Source organism: Serratia sp. LS-1 (assembly GCF_003719595.1).
Lineage (GTDB): Bacteria > Pseudomonadota > Gammaproteobacteria > Enterobacterales > Enterobacteriaceae > Serratia > Serratia ureilytica.
Genome location: NZ_CP033504.1, coordinates 646,824 through 663,778, shown reverse-complemented (window position 1 = coordinate 663,778; position 16,955 = coordinate 646,824). Strand labels below are relative to the sequence as shown.

The window sequence follows — 16,955 nt, the reverse complement described above, 5'->3', positions numbered from 1 at the left end:
ATACTGTCAACCAATCTTAACCCAATTTGGTTTACAACAATGTCTGTCACCGCTTCCGACCTGGCGTTTGACCAACGCCATATCTGGCACCCCTACACCTCCATGAGCCGCCCGTTACCCTGTTACCCGATCGAATCGGCCAGCGGCGTCGAACTGCAGCTGGCGGACGGCCGGAGTCTGGTGGACGGCATGTCCTCCTGGTGGGCGGCGATCCACGGTTACAACCATCCGCGCCTGAATCAGGCCGCCAGCCAGCAGTTGGAGAAGATGTCGCACGTGATGTTCGGCGGCATTACCCATCCGGCCGCCATCTCGTTGTGCCGTCGGCTGGTGGAAATGACGCCGGAAGCACTGCAGTGCGTGTTCCTGGCGGACTCTGGTTCGGTGGCGGTAGAAGTGTCGCTGAAAATGGCGCTGCAGTACTGGCAGGCGCGCGGCGAGCGCCGGCAGCGCATCCTGACGCTGCGCCACGGCTATCACGGCGATACCTTCGGCGCGATGTCGGTCTGCGATCCGGACAACTCGATGCACAGCCTCTATCAGGGGTATCTGGCGCCGCACCTGTTCGCCACCGCGCCGCAGTGCCGCTTCGACGAGGAATGGCGTGAAGAGGATATCGCGCCGTTCGCCGCGCTGCTGGAGCAGCACGCCGGTGAAGTGGCGGCGGTGATTCTGGAACCGGTGGTGCAAGGCGCCGGCGGCATGCGCATCTACCATCCGACCTATCTCAAGCGGGTGCGCGAGCTGTGCGATCGCCATCAGGTGCTGCTGATCGCCGACGAGATCGCCACCGGTTTCGGCCGCACCGGCAAGCTGTTCGCCTGCGAGCACGCGCAGGTGGTGCCGGACATTCTCTGTCTGGGCAAGGCGCTGACCGGCGGCTATATGACCCTTTCCGCCACCTTGACTACCCGCCATGTGGCGGAGACCATCAGCAACGGCGCGGCCGGCTGCTTTATGCACGGGCCGACCTTTATGGGCAATCCGCTGGCCTGCGCCGTGGCGGACGCCAGTCTGGCGCTGCTGGCGGAAAATCGCTGGCAGGCGCAGGTGAGCGCCATCGAAACCCAGTTGAAGCGGGAACTGTTGCCGTTGGCGGCGCTGCCGAAGGTGGCCGACGTGCGGGTGCTGGGCGCGATTGGGGTGGTGGAGATGCGCGAACCGGTGGATGTCGCCGAGCTGCAGCGCGGGTTCGTCGAGCGCGGGGTATGGATCCGGCCGTTCGGCAAGCTGATTTACCTGATGCCGCCTTACATCATCGAAGCGGACCAGCTCAGCCGCCTGACCGCCGCCGTCGCCGCCGCCGCGCGTTAATGCCTTACCAATGCTGGTCCAGATAGCGGGCCAGCAATCCCAAACACAGCAGCCACAGTACAATGATCATCGCCGCCGCCATGCGGCCGGTGGGATTATCGACGCGCTTTTGCGCCTTCTCGCGCAGCTCGGCCATCAGCGGTTTGGGGATCAGCCGCACCGCCAACATGATGCCCAACGGCACGATGATCACATCGTCCAGATAGCCCAGCACCGGAATAAAATCCGGGATCAGATCGATCGGTGAGATCGCATAGCCGGCCACCAGCAGCGCGATCAGCTTGGCGTACCACGGGGTGCGCTTATCACGGGCGGCCAGCCACAGCGCGTAGATATCGCGCTTGATGCCTTTGGCCCAACGGCGCAGCCAGCCGAACCACGGCGTGCGTTTTTTCAGTGAAATCATGATTACTTCATATAAGAACGTAAAACGGTCATCAATTGCTCGATGTCCTGCTCGCGCTGCTGCGGCGTAGCGTCCGCGGCAGCCAGATGTTCGCGCACATGCCCTTCCAGCACCTGCGCCATCAGGCCGTTGACCGCGCCGCGCACCGCCGCGATCTGCTGCAGAACAGCCGAACATTCGCCGCCGCTCTCCAGCGCGCGCTCCAGCGCTTCGGCCTGCCCTTTAATGCGGCGCACCCGCGCCAACAGCTTCTTTTGATCTCTGTGGGTATGGCTCATCATTTCCGCCTGATTGTTATTTACTATACTGGGGTATAGTATATTTCAGCACACTATCTTTTGCTGAGGAACTTCACCATGACGTCTCACGCGCCCGTTTTGCACCGCGAGCACAGCCACGTTTTTGACGATGGTAACCCATTGGCCGAAAGAAACACCAGATGGGCGGTGATACTCACCGCCAGTATGATGGCTATCGAGATCGCCGGCGGCTGGCTGTTTAACTCGATGGCATTGCTGGCCGACGGCTGGCACATGAGTTCGCACGCGCTGGCCCTGGGCCTGTCGGTGCTGGCTTACGGCGCCGCACGCCGGCTGGCCAAGGATCGCCGCTTTAGCCTCGGCACCTGGAAGATCGAAGTGCTGGCCGGTTACACCAGCGCGGTGTTGTTGGTGCTGGTGGCGGCGCTGATGCTGTTTCAGTCTGGGCAGCGGCTGCTGAATCCCAGCCCGATTCATTACAACGAAGCCATCGCCATCGGCGCGATCGGGCTGGCCGTCAACCTGCTCTGCGCCTGGCTGTTGCGCGGTGGCGGCCACCATCATCATCACGGGGATGACCACGATGACCATCATCATGACCTCAACCTGCGCTCCGCCTATATCCACGTCATCGCCGACGCCGCCACCTCGGTGTTGGCCCTCGTCGCGCTGTTCGGCGGCAAGCTTTGGGGCGCCGCCTGGCTCGATCCTTTGATGGGCATCGTCGGCGCGGTGATGGTGGCCGCCTGGGCCTATAGCCTGATGCGCGATAGCGGAAAGATTTTGCTGGATGCCGAAATGGACGCCCCGGTGGCGCAAGAGATCCGCCAGGCCCTGGCCGCTTCCGGCCACGCGCTCACGCTGACCGATTTGCATGTAGGCCGCATCGGCAAAGGAAAATATCATTGCGTCCTCGCCCTGAGCAGCGCCGATCGCGCCCTCACCGCCGATCGGGTGCGCCAACTGTTGGCCGCGCGTCCCGAACTGGTGCATGTCACCGTCGAGATCAACCGTCCGCCTCTGGCGCAAGGGGTTGTATTGTTCCACCGAAAAGATCTAGCTTAAGGGTCCGCGTTTATCGACAACTGGGAGTCATTATGGCTTTTCGTTTGTACAGCAACGATCTGCAGGACGGCGGCACAATGCCGCAGACGCAGGTCTTCAACGGCATGGGCTACCGCGGCGATAACCTGTCGCCGCACCTGGCCTGGGACGGCGTGCCCGCCGGCACCAAAAGCTTCGTCGTCACCCTGTACGATCCCGATGCCCCGACCGGCTCCGGCTGGTGGCACTGGGTGGTGGCCAATATTCCGGCCGACGTGCGCGAGCTGCCGCAGGGCGCAGGCTCCGGCAAAGCGCCGTTGCCGAGCGCCGCGCTGCAAACCCGTACCGACTTCGGCTCGGCCGGTTACGGCGGCGCCGCGCCGCCGAATGGCGAACGCCACCGCTATCAGTTCACCGTGCATGCGCTGGACGTGGAAAGCATTGAGGTGGATGAAGGCTCCAGCGGCGCGTTGGTGGGCTTTAACGTGCATTTCCACAGCCTCGGCAGCGCCACGCTGACGGTGATGTTCAACTGATTGATCTCCGCCCATAAAAAAGCGCGGCTCAACCGAACCGCGCTTTTCTGCTCTGCCCGCCGAATTACTTCGCCAGCACGCTTACCCACATCGGGCCTTTGCCCACCGGATAACGCGCCAACATAGTCAGCTGACCGCTGGCCTGATCAATTTCATGCACCGCGATGTGATCGGACTTCTGGCCGGACGAAATCACGAAGCGGCCGCTGTGATCGATATTGAAACCGCGCGGTTGCGCTTCGGTCGGATAATAGCCGACCACGCTCAACGTGCCGCCGTCTTCGGAGACGCTGAAGAGGGTCAGAATGCTGGCGGTGCGATCGCTGGTGTACAGGAAGCGGCCGTTCGGCGTGATATGAATGTCCGCCGCCCAGCGGGTGCCGTCGAAATCGTCCGGCATGATATCCAGCGTTTGCGTCACGGTGTATTTGCCGCCGTTTTCCGAAATGGCCAGCACGTCCACCGTGCCGTTCAGCTCGTTGACGCAATAAGCGAACTTGTCGTTGTGGTGGAACGCCATATGGCGCGGACCGGCGCCGGCGGCGATATCCACCGCGTCCTGCGCGTGCGGCGTCAGCTGGCCCGCCAGGCTCAGGTTGAACAGACGGATGCGGTCTTCTTTCAGACACGGCACCAGCACCAGCTGGTTGGTCGGATCGATGTTGGCGGAGTGCGGCGCGCTCAGGCCGTCGATCTGTTGGATCGGCGCCGTGACCACGCCGTCGTGGCCGATCGGGCTGATGCTGGCGCAGTTGCCGCTGTAGGAAGCGGAGAACAGGTAACGCCCCTGCAAATCGGTGGAGATATGGGTCGGGCTGCCCGGCAGCGGCGCCATGCCGGCCTGCTGCAGCGTGCCGTCCGCCTCGATGCGGTAGCTGACGATGCCGAACGCCGGACGCACGCCGACGTACAGGTGAGTCTTGTCCGGATGAAGGGTCATCGGCTGCACCTGGCCCGGCACGTCAACGGTTTGCAGCAGCGCCAGCGCGCCGGCGTCGTCCAACTGCCAGACGTGGATCTGCTGGCTCTCCGGGCTGGCGACATAAACGATTTGCTTCATGTGTTCTCCTTGCAAAGGGTAAAAGAGGAACCGGTTTCAGGCCGTTCGCTTGTCCCTAGCTTACCGCACATCCGTCGCATGGCAACCCTGCTTAGCACCGGAAGCTCACGCGGTTTTCTCCATTGGCTATCCGGTGTACCATCGGATTAATTTTATGGCTAACGATAACGAGAACCCTATGAGCTACCGCGTCATCGCCCTCGATCTTGACGGCACCCTGCTGGACAATCAAAAACGCATCTTACCGCAGTCGCTGGAAGCGCTGGCGCAGGCGCGCGCCGCCGGCGTCCAGGTGGTGGTGGTCACCGGCCGCCATCACGTCGCCATCCATCCGTTCTACCAGGCGCTGCAGATTGACACGCCGGCCATCTGCTGCAACGGCACTTACCTGTATGATTTTCAGCAGAAAAAAGTGCTGGCCGCCGATCCCTTGGCGAAGGAGCAGGCCAAACAGGTGCTGCAGATGCTCAAACAGACCGACATTCACGGGCTGATGTACGTTGACGACGCCATGCTGTATCAGGAACCGAGCGGCCACGTGACTCGCTCGCTGGCCTGGGCCGAAACCCTGCCTGCGGCGCAGCGCCCGACGCTGCTGCAGGTCGGCAGCCTGGCGCAGGCGGCCGACGACGCGCAGGCGATCTGGAAATTCGCCACCTCGCACGCCGATATTCCGGCGCTGCGCGAGTTTGCCGACACGGTGGAAAAAGAGCTGGGGTTGGCGTGCGAATGGTCCTGGCACGATCAGGTGGATATCGCCAAAGGCGGCAACAGCAAAGGCAAACGCCTGCGCCAATGGGTGGAGTCGCAGGGGCTGAGCATGGATCAGGTGGTGGCGTTCGGCGACAACTACAACGACATCAGCATGCTGGAAGCGGTCGGTTTGGGCGTGGCGATGGGCAACGCCGATGACGCGATCAAGGAACGCGCCGATCTGGTGATCGCCGATAACCTGCAGCCGGGCATCGCCGAGGTGATCCGCACCCGCGTGCTGTAGTCTTTTCGCCCTCCCGCCGGGAGGGCCCGCCTTAACGGCTCTCGCGGCTGATCGACACGCTTTTCACCTGCGCGTACAGCCACTGCCCGGGGCGGATCGCCAGTTCGTCTCGCGCCCAGGGCGTGATGCGCGCCCACAGCACGTGTTCCCCAACCGCCAGCTTCACTTCCACCTGCCCGTCCACGTCCAGACACTCGCTGACCTTGGCCGGCAAGACGTTGCGAATGCTGCTGTTGACCGGCGGTTGCAGCACCAGCGAGACGTCGGCGGCGTTGATGCGAATGCGCAGCTGGGTGCCCAGTTCGGCGTCGATACCGCTGACCCACAGCCTTTGATCGCCGAGCGCCAGCGCGGTCATGGCATAGCGTTGATGATGCTCAATCACGCTGACGCGCAGCACGCTGCTCTGATCTTCACGCTGCAGCCACGGCCGCAGCGCGCTGCTGGCCCAGACGGCTTCCAGCCCGCCGAACGCGCGCACCTCGCCGCGATCCAGCACCATCACCTGCTCGGCCAGGCGCAGGATCTCGTCCAGGCTATGGCTGACGTAGAGGATAGGGATGTTGACGTCCTGCGCCAACCGCTCCAGATACGGCAGCAGCTCGCGTTTGCGCGGCAGATCGAGCGAGGCCAGCGGCTCGTCCATCAGCAGCAGTTCCGGCGCGGTCAGCAGCGCGCGGCCGATCGCCACCCGCTGTTTTTCACCGCCGGAGAGCGTCAGCGGCAGCCGATTAAGCAGCGGCCCGATGCCCAGCAGCTCGACAATGGTATTGAACTGCGCGCGCATGCCGGCCGCCATGCCGTACTGCAGGTTACCGCGCACCCGATAATGCGGGAACAGCCGCGCATCCTGAAACACGTAGCCGATGCGGCGCTTTTCCGGCGGCAGGCAAAGGCCCGCGGCGGTATCCACCAGCGTGCGGCCATTGAGCGCGATGCGCCCCTGCTGCAAACGGGTCAGGCCGCCGATGGCGTTGATCAATGAAGTTTTACCCGCGCCGGACAGGCCGAAAATCGCGGTGATGCCCTGCGCCGGCAAATCGGCGCGGACGTTGAGATTGAGGTCGCCCAGCTGCTGCGAGAAATCCAGCTCCAGCATTTACACCCCCATCCGTTTGCGGCCCCAGCGGGCCAGCCATTCGGACACCATCAGCGAAGCCAGCGACAGCACGATGGCGATCACGCACAGACGCGCGGCGGCGGCCTCCGCCCCCGGCGTTTCGATCAGCGTATACATCGCCAGCGGAATGGTGCGGGTTTCACCGGGAATGTTGGAGACGAAGGTGATGGTGGCGCCGAACTCCCCCAGCGAACGGGCAAAGGCCAGCACCACGCCGACAATGACGCCGGGCAGCGACAGCGGCAGCGTGATGGTGAAAAACACCCGCCACGGGTTGGCGCCCAGCGTGCGCGCCGCCTGCTCCAGCCGGGTATCCACCGCCTCCAGCGCCAGCCGGATGGCGCGCACCATCAGCGGAAACGCCACCACCGCCGATGCCAGCGCGGCGCCGCGCCAGCTAAAGCTGAAGCTGAAGCCGAACCAGTCGTACAGCCACTCGCCGATGACGCCGCGCCGCCCCATGGCGATCAGCAGCAAATAGCCGACCACCACCGGGGGCAGCACCAGGGGCAGGTGAATGACGCCGTCCAGCAGTGCCTTGCCGGGAAAGCGGCAACGCACCAGCACCCAGGCCATCAGAATGCCGAACGGCAGGCTGCAGACCACCGCCAAACCGGAGACTTTCAGGCTCAGCTCAACCGCCTGCCACTCGTACTCACTCAGAATCATTTACGCGGGGTGAATCCATAATGTTCAAAAATAGCGGCCGCTTCCGGGCCCTTCAGATAGGTATAGAAAGCGCTGACCGTCGGATTTTGACGATCTTTCACAATCGCCATCGGATATTCAACCGGTTTGTGGCTGTCTTTCGGGAATACGCCTACCACTTTCACCTTGTCGCTGGCGACCGCGTCGGAGCCGTAGACGATGCCGAGCGGCGCTTCACCGCGCTCCACCAGCGCCATCGCGCTGCGCACGTTGTTGGCGCGCGCCAGTTTCGGCTCCAGCGCACTCCAGGCGCCCAGGTGTTCCAGCGCCTCTTTGGCGTAGATACCGGCCGGCACGTGATCCGGATCGCCCACCGCCAGACGGCCGCCGTTGAGCAGCTTGGTCCAGTCGGTCTGCTTGTCGATGGCGATCTTATCTTGCTTATCGCTCTTGGCGGCGATCAGCACCAGTTCGTTGCCCAGCAGCGTATAGCGGGTGTCTTTCACCATCTGCTGCTTGTCGATGGCGTAATCCATCCACTGTTGATCGGCGGAGATGAACAGATCGGCCGGGGCGCCCTGCTCAATTTGGCGCGCCAGCGTCGAAGAGGACGCAAAGGAGGAAACCACCTGCACATCCTTGCCTTTTTGATACTGGGTGGCGATGTCCTGCAGCGCGTTGGTCAGCGACGCGGCGGCGAACACGGTGATCTTTTCCGCCGCCGAAGCCTGTGCCACCAGGCCCGATGCCAACACGATCCCGCCAACCCATTTGGTCCATTGCTGTTTCATTGTTTTTCTCCGCAAGTTAACGTGCATTATCACTCTTCGTTATATAAAAAATAATATAACGTTGCGCGAAAGCTTGTCATGCGGTTTATCGGCAAAGCGTGAGATAACTTGAGGAATGCCCGCCGGGCGATGCCGACGGGTATCGGGATGGGGAACGGTCAGTGCTGGGTGCGGTTTTCTTTCGAACGGCCCACTTTGGAGAAGACGTTGAACACTTCGCCAAAACCGTAGATCAAGCCGAGAATGAGCGCCATGACCACCGGCACCATGACCACGGCAAACAACAGACTTTTCAATAATTCCAACATGATAGCCTCGCTTAACTGCCCATTGAGCGGCAAATGCCTTTCACCGCATATCGGGTTATTCTAACCCAAAAAAATCGGTAAAACCGGAGTTATTTTAGCCAGCGGGGCGAAATTGTGATCGGCTAAACGTGCCCTTTCCACCGGGCTCATGCCGGTGCGGGGTAATAGATCAGCGGCGGCGCATAGCCGGCGGGCGCCGCCAGCCGGGCCTCCACCCCGTACACCGCGCGAATGTTCTCCGGCGTCAGCGCCTGCCGCGGCGCACCTGCCGCACAGACCCTGCCCCGCTGCAGCAGCGCCACCCGATCGCAATAGCAGGCGGCCAGATTCAGATCGTGCAGCGTTACCACCACGCTGAGCTTCAGCCGCCGCAGCAAGGCCATAAACTGCTGCTGATGGGCGATATCCAGATGGTTGGCGGGCTCATCCAGCAGCAGCCACGGCGTTTGCTGCGCCAACGCGCGCGCCAGGTGCACCCGCTGCCGTTCGCCGCCGGACAGCCGCTGCCAATCGCGATCGGCCAGGTGGCTGATGCCCACTTGCTCCATCGCCTGCCCGGCGAGACGGCGATCTTCGGGGCCGAAACCGCGCCAGCGGCCGATATGGGCCAGGCGCCCCAGCAGCACCGCCTCCTTCACCGGCAGCGCGAAGGCGCCGGGGGCGGATTGCTCGAGAAAGGCGATGCGCCTGGCGCGCTCCCGCGCGGAAAACGCGGCGATTTCGCGCCCTTCCAGCCAAACGCGGCCGCCGGCGGCGGGCTGCAGCCCGGCCAGCAGCTTGAGCAACGTGGATTTACCGCTGCCGTTGACGCCGAGCACGCCGGTGATCTCACCGGGCAAAGCGCAGAAACTGAGGTTTTCCAACACCGTGCGCGTGCCCGCTCGCCAACTTACCCCCTCGGCGCACAGGCCAGAACGCGTTTTTTCAACCGTCATGTATTGACCTTCCGATACAGCAACAGCAGGAATACCGGCACTCCCAACAGCGCCGTCAACACGCCGACCGGCAACTCGCGCGGAGCAAACAGCGTTCTGGCCAGGGTGTCCGCCGCCACGGCGAACAACGCGCCGCACAGCGCGCTGGCCGGCAACAGCAGACGATGCCGCGAGCCGACCAGCCGCCGGGCGACGTGCGGCACCGTCAGCCCGATAAACCCCACCGCGCCGCTGAACGCGACGATCGCCGCCGTCAGCGCGGTGGTCACCACATACAGCAGCAGTTTCAGCGGGGCCACCGCCACCCCCAGCGAAGCGGCGGTCACGCCGCCGAACGCCAGCGCGTCCAGCTCCCCCGCCCGCAGCCAACAAAGCAGCAGCGTCGCCGCCAGCGCCAGCCCGCACAGCCCTACCTGTGGCCAGCGTGCGTCGCTGAACGATCCCAGCAGCCAGAACATCACGCCGCGCGTGGCGTTGGCGTCCGCCTGCCAGAGGGTGATCAGCGAAGTCAGTGCGGAGAGCAGCTGCGTCACCGCCACCCCGGCCAGAATAAACAGCGTGGACTCCCCCTGCAGCGAACGCCCGGCCAGCAACATCACCAGCGCAAATGCCCCCAGCGCGCCGATAAACGCCCCGCCGGACACCGACAGCAGGCCGCCCCCCAATCCCAATACCAGCACCGTTACCGCCCCCACGCCGGCGCCGGAGGAGATGCCCAGCACCCAAGGATCGGCCAGCGGATTGCGGGTCAGCGACTGCAGCACGGTGCCCGCCAACGCCAGCCCGGCGCCGGCTAGCGCCGCCAGCAGCGCGCGCGGCATCCGCAACGACCAGATGATGCGCTGATACACCTCGGCATCGGTCTGCGCACCGCCGCTCACCCCGAGCACGATGCGCCAGGCGTCATGCCACGCGATCGGCGCAGGCCCCGACAAGGTGGCGCCCAGCAGAGCCAGCGGCAGCGCCGCCGCCAGCAGCACCAGCCAGCCGGCCTCACGGCCGGGCAGTAACCGCCGACTCATGCTATTTCCAGCCTGCGATCACATAGTCGTCTAATAGCTGCCACACCGTCGCCGCCTCGCTGAAACCGGCTTGTCTGAGGGCCGCGAGCTGGAAATCCACCGGCGTCGGCGGCGGCACCGGGCGGCCGGCGAACAGCGCCTCACGCTCGGCCTGATAAGCGGCCAACGCCGGCAATTGCAGCGCGCTCGCGAACCAGCGATCCCAATCCTCGACGCCGTTGTCCCAGGCGCGCTGTTGGGTCTGCTCATCGTGCCGCTCGGCCAACGCTTTCAGCCGTGGCTGACGGTGGTCATAGCGCTGATGATCGGCATTGAGGAACACGCCGCCGTCGGCCAGCAGCCCGGCGACGTTACGGTACAGCGCCAGCTGCTGCTCCGGCATCAGCCAGTGCAGCGCCGTGCTGGACACCGCCGCCTGCGGTGCAGGGCCAGACAGCGCGGAAAAACAGGCTGGATCCGCCAGATCGGCCTGCAGAATGCGGATCCGATCGCCATACTCCGCCAGCGCGCCGCGCGCCACCGCCAGCAGCAGCGGATCGAGATCGATGGCGGTTACCCTGGCCTGCGGAAAGCGCTGCAAAATGCGCAGGCTCAGCGATCCCGGGCCACAGGCCAGATCCACCACGTGAAAATCCTGGCCGGCGGCCAGCGCCAGCACCTCGAGCTGGGCGTTAAAACGCGCTTCCCGCTCGGCGATGTAGGCCGCCTGCTGACGATCCCAGGCGTCCAGCAGTGAAGAAAGCGAAGAAGATAGAGATGATGAAACGGCAGTCATATCAAGGTTCCTTGTTGGAAAACGTCGGGGTCTGCGGCGGCAAGGCCTCCAGGCCCCGAATCAAACGGCCCAGCGCCGCCACGGTGCGGGCGGAAGGGTCCATGTCGTAACCGGGGAGGATCACGTAACGCCGCTGACGCACGGCGCGCAGCGTCGCGGTCAGCGGGTGATGCTCCAGAAAGGCGATCTTGTCGGCCGCGCTGTCGCCGAAGCCGCCGCGCGGCAGATCGCCAAGCACGATCGCATCCGGATCGCGGGCGGCGATAACCTCCCAGGACACCGTCGGCCACAGCTCGGGCCGATCGCCGAACAGGTTCTCGCTGCCGACGCTGCGGCTCAGCAAACCTGGTGCGCCGCAGCAGCCCGCCACGTAGGGCGTCTGCGTGCCGGCATACCACCACAGCAGACGCAAATGCGGCAGCGGCGCGCGCTGCGCCTCAAACGCCTGCAGTTGCCCGCGCAGCCGCGCGATCGGCGCTTCACCGGCGCGGCTGACGTTGAAAATGCGCGCCAGCTCCCGCAGCTCGGTGAAGATGTCTTCAAACGTCAGCGCGGCGGCGATCGCGCTTTGCTGGCCGCTGCAGGCGCCGGGAGAGAGATAAGTGCCGATGCCCCATTCCGCCAGCCGCGCCCGATCGGGCGTTTCCGGGCTGTGCAGCCAGTAATAGCTGGCCGAATAGACAAAATCCGGCCGCATCAGCAGCAACGCTTCCGCCGTGGGCGGCGCCGGGCTGACGGGCACCCGCAGCGCATCGACCGACGCCGTCGGCGCGGGATCGCGCGCGCGGTCATACCCGACCACGCCGATTGCGCGGCCAGCCAGTCCTAGCGCCAGCAGGTTTTCCAGCGCCGGATTGGCATAAACCAGCACCCGCTGCGGCGGCTGCGGGTAATCGCGCATGACCCCGCAATTTTGCAGGCCGACGGCCTCAGCGTGCAGCGGCACGCCCCCGCCCAATCCCAGGGCGCACAACAACGGATAGAGCGATCGTTTCACGCCGTCAGAACCTGACCGACACGAAGGTTTCATAGCTGCGCGGCGGCGCGATCAGCGCCTGATCCGGGTAGGTGCGCTGATAGGCGTACAGCTGGTTGGTGGCGTTGCGAATGCGGAAACCAACATCGACGATCGGCGTCAGCTGATAGTCCGCCGCCAGATCGAGCGTGGTGTACGCGCGCATCTTACGCTGGTTGGCGTCGTCGTTATAACTGCTGCCGACGTAGCGCAGCGAAGAAGCCAGCCCCAGGCGCGCCGTCGCCTGATAATGCACGCTGAGGTTGGCGGTCCAGTCCGGGATATAGGCCGGGCGATTGCCGTTGTAGCTGCGCAGCGGGCTACCGCCGCGATAGTCGTCGTAGCGGGCGTGCGTGTAGGTGGCATTGCCGGCCAGCTCCCAGCGTTCGTCGGGACGCAGCACCACGCCAAGCTCGATGCCACGCGACGTCTGCCTGCCTACCGCGTTCAACGCATCCGGCCGCTGCACGTCGGGCACAAACAGGTTGTCCTTGCGCAGTTCGTACAGCGCCAGCGTCGCCTCGCCCTTGTTATCCCAAAACACCCCTTTGGCACCGGCCTCCCACTGACGCGCTCGCGTCAGCGGCAGATCGGTCTGCGCCGGGCTGAGGAAGAACAAATCGTTGCCCGGCTCCTGGCCGGTGGTGTAGTTGGCGTAGAGCGTGAGGTTATCGGTCAATGCATAGCTGGGGCCCAGGCTCCAGGTGCTGAAAACATAGGAGTGCGCGCGGCTCTCTTCCTGCGGCCCCTGGAAGCGCCAGTCCATGTTCATATGGTTGTAGCGCAGCTGGCCCAGCAACGCTAAACGCTCGGTCAGGCTGAAGCGATCCTCGAGAAAGGCGGCGTACTGGTTCTGGGTAACGTGGCGCACCGGCGCGCGTTGGCGGTCGGTACCCTGGGCGAACGGCTCTCTGGGCGGCGCGCCGAGCGGTACGTCTTCGGAGCCAGGGAAACCGTTCGAGTAGTACTGAAAATGCCGCTTGCTCAGATCGAAGCCGACCAGCAACCGGTTATCGAAACCGGCGATGGCGCGATCGAACACCAGCGAACTGCGGTTGCCGATCAGATCGTCGTCGTGCGCCAGGGCGCCGAAGGAGTCGCGGTTGACGTCGCCGGGCCGGGCCGCCGCCGCGACGCGGAAACGCTCGACGTTGCGCCATTCGCGAAAGCCGCTGTAGTAATAGAATTGGTTATGCCATTCCACTTCGGGCGTCATAAACCAGTCCAGACTGGCCTGAAATGCGGTGGCGTTGCTCTGGATGCGGCTGTCGGTCAGGTTGTTGTAATTGATGTCGCGCAGCTCGCCGGCAATGCGCCCGTCCAGCAGCGGCGTGCCGTAGTAAGGGTTGTTGGTGCGGTTGAGCATGCGGTCCAGGCTAAGCGTCAACAGCGCATCGTCCGTCAGCTTAAACAGCAGCGAGCCGGAAACCCGCTTCTGCCGATCGCGTTCATACTGCACGTTGCTGCCGCTGTCGTTGCCGCTGACGTCCAACCGGTACGCCACCGCATCGTCCACCAGCGCGCCGCCGGCCCCCAGATGCAGACGCTGGCTGCGGTAGCTGCCGAAGCCATAATCGAGCTCGAGCGGCTGGCGGCTGAAGGTCGGCCGCCGCGAGATCAGGTTGACGCTGCCGCCCGCGGCGCTCAGGCCGTTCAAGGCCGATCCCGGCCCGCGCAGTACCTCGATGCTGTCGTAATGCGCCGGATCGCCCAGCTGCAGCGTGCTGCCGGGCATCTCCACGCCGTTATACAACCAGGCGATAGGCCGGAAACCGCGCGCGGAAAAGTTATTGGACAACGTTGGCGAAGCGACGCCGGACAGACCGGTGGCATGCTCGACGGCGGCGGCCAGCGAGCGGTCGCCCCGCTGTTGGATCGCTCTTGCGCTGATGATATCGACGCTGCGCGGCGTTTCCCGAGCGGTCAGCCCGAGCTGCGAAGCGCTGCGGCTCACGGCGCTCAACGCATCGTAGCGCCCGGCGGGGGCCGCCGCCTCCACGGTGAGCTGTTCTTCGCACCCCGTGGCATTGCGGGCTTTATCGCAGTCGGCAGCGAAAGCCAGCGGCGCCGTCAGTGCGCCGCCGACCCAAGCGGCAAGGCATAAAGATTTTCTGGGCGTGACAAGACGCCGGCGTGTCGTACTCATGTGGAGCATCCCTGTGGTGAAATAAAAACCGGCCGTAAGCCGGCGTAAAGCCTTATCGTTTTTCTGTTATGTTATATTATAACAACAAAGCAATGCCAGTCTTTATTGCCCCGCGCTCCACCGCACTGCGTTTGGCGCTTTGCCGCCAAATCGGCGACAATAAGATTTTTGCCGCCGACAGGATGCGCTATGCAGGCCGAAATTCTTCTGACTCTCAAACTCCAGCAAAAGCTGTTCGCCGATCCGCGCCGCATCGCGCTGCTGAAACAGGTGCAGCACACCGGCTCCATCAGCCAGGGCGCCAAACTGGCGGGCATCAGCTATAAAAGCGCCTGGGACGCCATCAATGAAATGAACCAGCTGGCGGAACAAACGGTGGTGGAACGCGCCACCGGCGGTAAAGGTGGCGGCGGCGCGCAGCTGACGCACTATGGCCAGCGGTTGATCCAGCTGTATGACCTGCTGGGCCAGGTGCAGCAAAAAGCTTTCGACGTGTTGCAGCAGGACGATCTGCCGCTCGACAGCCTGCTGGCGGCCATCTCGCGCTTCTCGCTGCAAACCAGCGCGCGCAATCAGTTTTTCGGCACCGTGATCGAACGCGACCACCAGCAGGTACAGCAGCATCTGGCGATCCTGCTGAACGACGGCAGCACTCGCCTGACGGCGGCCATTACCCAGCAAAGCGCCGATCGGCTGCAGCTGACGCCCGGCAAAGAGGTGCTGGCGCTGATCAAGGCGCCCTGGGTGCGTCTGAGCGTCGATGCGGCCGATAACGCCGACGCGGATAATGCGCTGGCGGGCGTGGTGGCTGGCATTCAGCCAGGCGCCGAACACAGCGAGGTGCTGGTGACGCTGGCGGGCGGCGAAACCCTGTGCGCCACCCTGACGACGGCGGAGCTGCAGCGCCTGCAGCTGAGCGTCGGCGACGCCGTACACGCCCTGTTCAACGCCGATCGGGTGATTGTCGCCACGTTGTGTTAAGCGCAACGTGATGTTGCGTTTTTGTTGATTGACATCACCCGGCAATGCGCCTATTTCTAAGGCAAATAATTGCAAAAAAAGGAACAGGTGATGTCGTCGTTGCACATTTCGCAAGGTTCATTCCGCTTGAGCGATACCCGCACCCTGACGCTGGAAGCGCTGGCGATCCAGGCCGGTGAAAGCTGGGCCTTCGTCGGCGCCAACGGCAGCGGCAAATCCGCCCTGGCGCGCGCGCTGGCCGACGAACTGGTTCTGCTGCGCGGCGAACGCCGCAGCGACTTTCAGCATGCGGTGCGCATCTCCTTCGAACAGTTGCAAAAGATGGTCAGCGACGAGTGGCAACGCAACAATACCGATCTGCTCAGCGCGGACGAAGACGACACCGGCCGTACCGCGGCGGAGATCATTCAGGAAGAGGTGAAAGACGCCGCGCGCTGTGAGCGACTGGCCGCGCAGTTCGGCATTACCGCCCTGCTGACGCGCCGCTTCAAATACCTGTCTACCGGCGAAACGCGTAAAACCCTGCTGTGCCGCGCGCTGATGCCGCAGCCCGACCTGCTGATCCTCGATGAACCCTTCGACGGGCTGGACGTGCACTCGCGCGCGCAGCTCGCCGCGTTGCTGAGCGAGCTTTCCGCCCAGGGCCAAACCGTGGTGCTGGTGCTCAACCGTTTCGACGAAATACCGGATTTTGTCCGGCAGGTGGGCGTGCTGGCGGACTGCACCCTGACCAACCGCGGGCCGCGCAGCCAGGTGATGGCGGACGCGCTAGTGGCGCAGCTGGCGCACAGCGAAAATCTCAGCGGGCTGGCGCTGCCGGAAACGGAGGATCCGACGCAAAAAGAGGCCCTGCCGGCGGATCGTCCGCTGATCGTCCTGCGTGACGGCGTGGTCAGTTATAACGATCGGCCGATCCTCAATCATCTCGACTGGCAGGTTAACCCTGGTGAACACTGGCAGATCGTCGGTCCGAACGGCGCCGGCAAATCCACCCTGCTCAGTTTAATCACCGGCGATCACCCGCAGGGCTACAGCAACGATCTGACGCTGTTCGGCCGCCGCCGCGGCAGCGGGGAAACCATCTGGGAAATCAAACGCCATATCGGCTACGTCAGCAGCAGCCTGCATCTGGATTATCGCGTCAACACCAGCGTGCGCAACGTGGTGCTGTCGGGGTTCTTCGATTCGATCGGCATTTATCAGGCGGTCTCGGATCGCCAGCGGCAGCTGACCGAGCAATGGCTGGCGCTGCTCGGGCTCGACGGCGCGCGCGGTGACGCCCCGTTCCACAGCCTTTCCTGGGGCCAACAGCGGTTGGCGCTGATCGCCCGCGCGCTGGTGAAGCACCCGGCGCTGCTGATCCTCGACGAGCCGCTGCAAGGGTTGGATCCGCTCAATCGCCAGCTGGTGCGCCGCTTCATCGACGTGCTGATCGGCCAGGGCGCCACGCAGTTGCTGTTCGTTTCGCACCATGCCGAAGATGCGCCGCAGTGCATCACCCACCGCCTCAGCTTCGTGCCCGACGGCGAGGGCGGCTACGGCTATCAACACCAGCGGCTGGAGGCGACCTCCGCCTGAAACGCGGCGTAAACATATC

At 64.0% G+C, this 16,955-nt stretch carries 18 protein-coding genes; 6 read left to right on the top strand and 12 right to left on the bottom strand.

The genetic code is table 11. From position 1 onward, the window contains the following. Nucleotides 1-39: 39 nt before the first annotated feature. Nucleotides 40-1,314, top strand: coding sequence for an adenosylmethionine--8-amino-7-oxononanoate transaminase (gene bioA / locus EDY99_RS03260; RefSeq protein WP_042783879.1), 1,275 nt, complete (start codon nt 40-42; stop codon nt 1,312-1,314). Nucleotides 1,315-1,318: 4 nt separating this feature from the next. On the opposite strand, the gene EDY99_RS03255 is transcribed toward bioA, so the two are convergent. Together EDY99_RS03255 and EDY99_RS03250 are read right to left on the bottom strand one after the other, a co-directional pair. Further along, nucleotides 1,319-1,720 carry a YkvA family protein gene (locus tag EDY99_RS03255; protein WP_047025679.1) on the bottom strand — a complete coding sequence of 134 codons (402 nt, stop codon included), beginning with the start codon at nt 1,718-1,720 and terminating at the stop codon, nt 1,319-1,321. 2 nt (nt 1,721-1,722) lie between these two features. Then, nucleotides 1,723-1,998 carry a metal/formaldehyde-sensitive transcriptional repressor gene (locus EDY99_RS03250; protein ID WP_025301915.1) on the bottom strand — a complete coding sequence of 92 codons (276 nt, stop codon included), beginning with the start codon at nt 1,996-1,998 and terminating at the stop codon, nt 1,723-1,725. Nucleotides 1,999-2,076: 78 nt separating this feature from the next. Between EDY99_RS03250 and dmeF the strand changes: the two genes are divergently transcribed. Beyond that, nucleotides 2,077-3,045, top strand: coding sequence for a CDF family Co(II)/Ni(II) efflux transporter DmeF (dmeF, locus tag EDY99_RS03245; protein ID WP_123061459.1), 969 nt, complete (start codon nt 2,077-2,079; stop codon nt 3,043-3,045). A gap of 32 nt (nt 3,046-3,077) precedes the next feature. Continuing rightward, complete coding sequence (locus EDY99_RS03240; protein ID WP_042783877.1) at nt 3,078-3,560, top strand: kinase inhibitor; 483 nt, start codon at nt 3,078-3,080, stop codon at nt 3,558-3,560. A gap of 64 nt (nt 3,561-3,624) precedes the next feature. Here EDY99_RS03240 and pgl read toward each other — a convergent pair whose 3' ends face one another. Then, the gene (gene pgl, locus EDY99_RS03235) at nt 3,625-4,620 is read right to left on the bottom strand and encodes a 6-phosphogluconolactonase (protein ID WP_046896812.1); all 996 of its coding nucleotides are present in this window, start codon (nt 4,618-4,620) and stop codon (nt 3,625-3,627) included. Between the two features lie 178 nt (nt 4,621-4,798). On the opposite strand from pgl, the gene EDY99_RS03230 reads away from it, so the two are divergent. After that, nucleotides 4,799-5,617, top strand: coding sequence for a pyridoxal phosphatase (locus EDY99_RS03230; protein ID WP_033652412.1), 819 nt, complete (start codon nt 4,799-4,801; stop codon nt 5,615-5,617). A gap of 31 nt (nt 5,618-5,648) precedes the next feature. On the opposite strand, the gene modC is transcribed toward EDY99_RS03230, so the two are convergent. From modC to EDY99_RS03185, 9 genes are all read right to left on the bottom strand, one after another. After that, on the bottom strand, nt 5,649-6,716 hold the full coding sequence (gene modC / locus EDY99_RS03225) for a molybdenum ABC transporter ATP-binding protein ModC (RefSeq protein WP_016928697.1): 1,068 nt from the start codon (nt 6,714-6,716) through the stop codon (nt 5,649-5,651). Further along, entirely contained in the window at nt 6,717-7,406 is a 690-nt protein-coding gene (gene modB, locus EDY99_RS03220) for a molybdate ABC transporter permease subunit (RefSeq protein ID WP_015377003.1), read from the bottom strand. Then, nucleotides 7,403-8,176: a molybdate ABC transporter substrate-binding protein gene (gene modA, locus EDY99_RS03215; protein ID WP_089185634.1), complete on the bottom strand. Its 774-nt coding sequence runs from the start codon at nt 8,174-8,176 to the stop codon at nt 7,403-7,405. Before modA ends, modB begins: the two co-directional genes overlap by 4 nt. A gap of 158 nt (nt 8,177-8,334) precedes the next feature. Further along, a complete protein-coding gene (locus EDY99_RS03210) occupies nt 8,335-8,484 on the bottom strand; it encodes an AcrZ family multidrug efflux pump-associated protein (RefSeq protein WP_004939813.1) in 150 nt (49 codons plus the stop codon). A gap of 146 nt (nt 8,485-8,630) precedes the next feature. Further along, complete coding sequence (locus tag EDY99_RS03205; RefSeq protein WP_123061458.1) at nt 8,631-9,419, bottom strand: ABC transporter ATP-binding protein; 789 nt, start codon at nt 9,417-9,419, stop codon at nt 8,631-8,633. After that, the gene (locus EDY99_RS03200; protein WP_069100584.1) at nt 9,416-10,441 is read right to left on the bottom strand and encodes an iron ABC transporter permease; all 1,026 of its coding nucleotides are present in this window, start codon (nt 10,439-10,441) and stop codon (nt 9,416-9,418) included. The genes EDY99_RS03205 and EDY99_RS03200 overlap by 4 nt, the downstream gene beginning before the upstream one ends. A 1-nt stretch (nt 10,442) precedes the next feature. Beyond that, nucleotides 10,443-11,216, bottom strand: a complete 774-nt coding sequence (locus EDY99_RS03195) for a trans-aconitate 2-methyltransferase (protein ID WP_123061457.1) — start codon at nt 11,214-11,216, stop codon at nt 10,443-10,445. Between the two features lies 1 nt (nt 11,217). Then, the gene (locus tag EDY99_RS03190; protein ID WP_123061456.1) at nt 11,218-12,213 is read right to left on the bottom strand and encodes an ABC transporter substrate-binding protein; all 996 of its coding nucleotides are present in this window, start codon (nt 12,211-12,213) and stop codon (nt 11,218-11,220) included. 4 nt (nt 12,214-12,217) lie between these two features. Further along, nucleotides 12,218-14,377 carry a TonB-dependent siderophore receptor gene (locus tag EDY99_RS03185; protein ID WP_123061455.1) on the bottom strand — a complete coding sequence of 720 codons (2,160 nt, stop codon included), beginning with the start codon at nt 14,375-14,377 and terminating at the stop codon, nt 12,218-12,220. 189 nt (nt 14,378-14,566) lie between these two features. Here EDY99_RS03185 and modE point away from each other — a divergent pair, with 189 nt between their 5' ends. After that, a complete protein-coding gene (modE, locus tag EDY99_RS03180; RefSeq protein ID WP_123061454.1) occupies nt 14,567-15,358 on the top strand; it encodes a molybdenum-dependent transcriptional regulator in 792 nt (263 codons plus the stop codon). A 90-nt stretch (nt 15,359-15,448) separates the two neighbouring features. Further along, nucleotides 15,449-16,936: a molybdate ABC transporter ATP-binding protein ModF gene (gene modF, locus EDY99_RS03175; RefSeq protein ID WP_123062155.1), complete on the top strand. Its 1,488-nt coding sequence runs from the start codon at nt 15,449-15,451 to the stop codon at nt 16,934-16,936. Nucleotides 16,937-16,955: the final 19 nt, after the last annotated feature.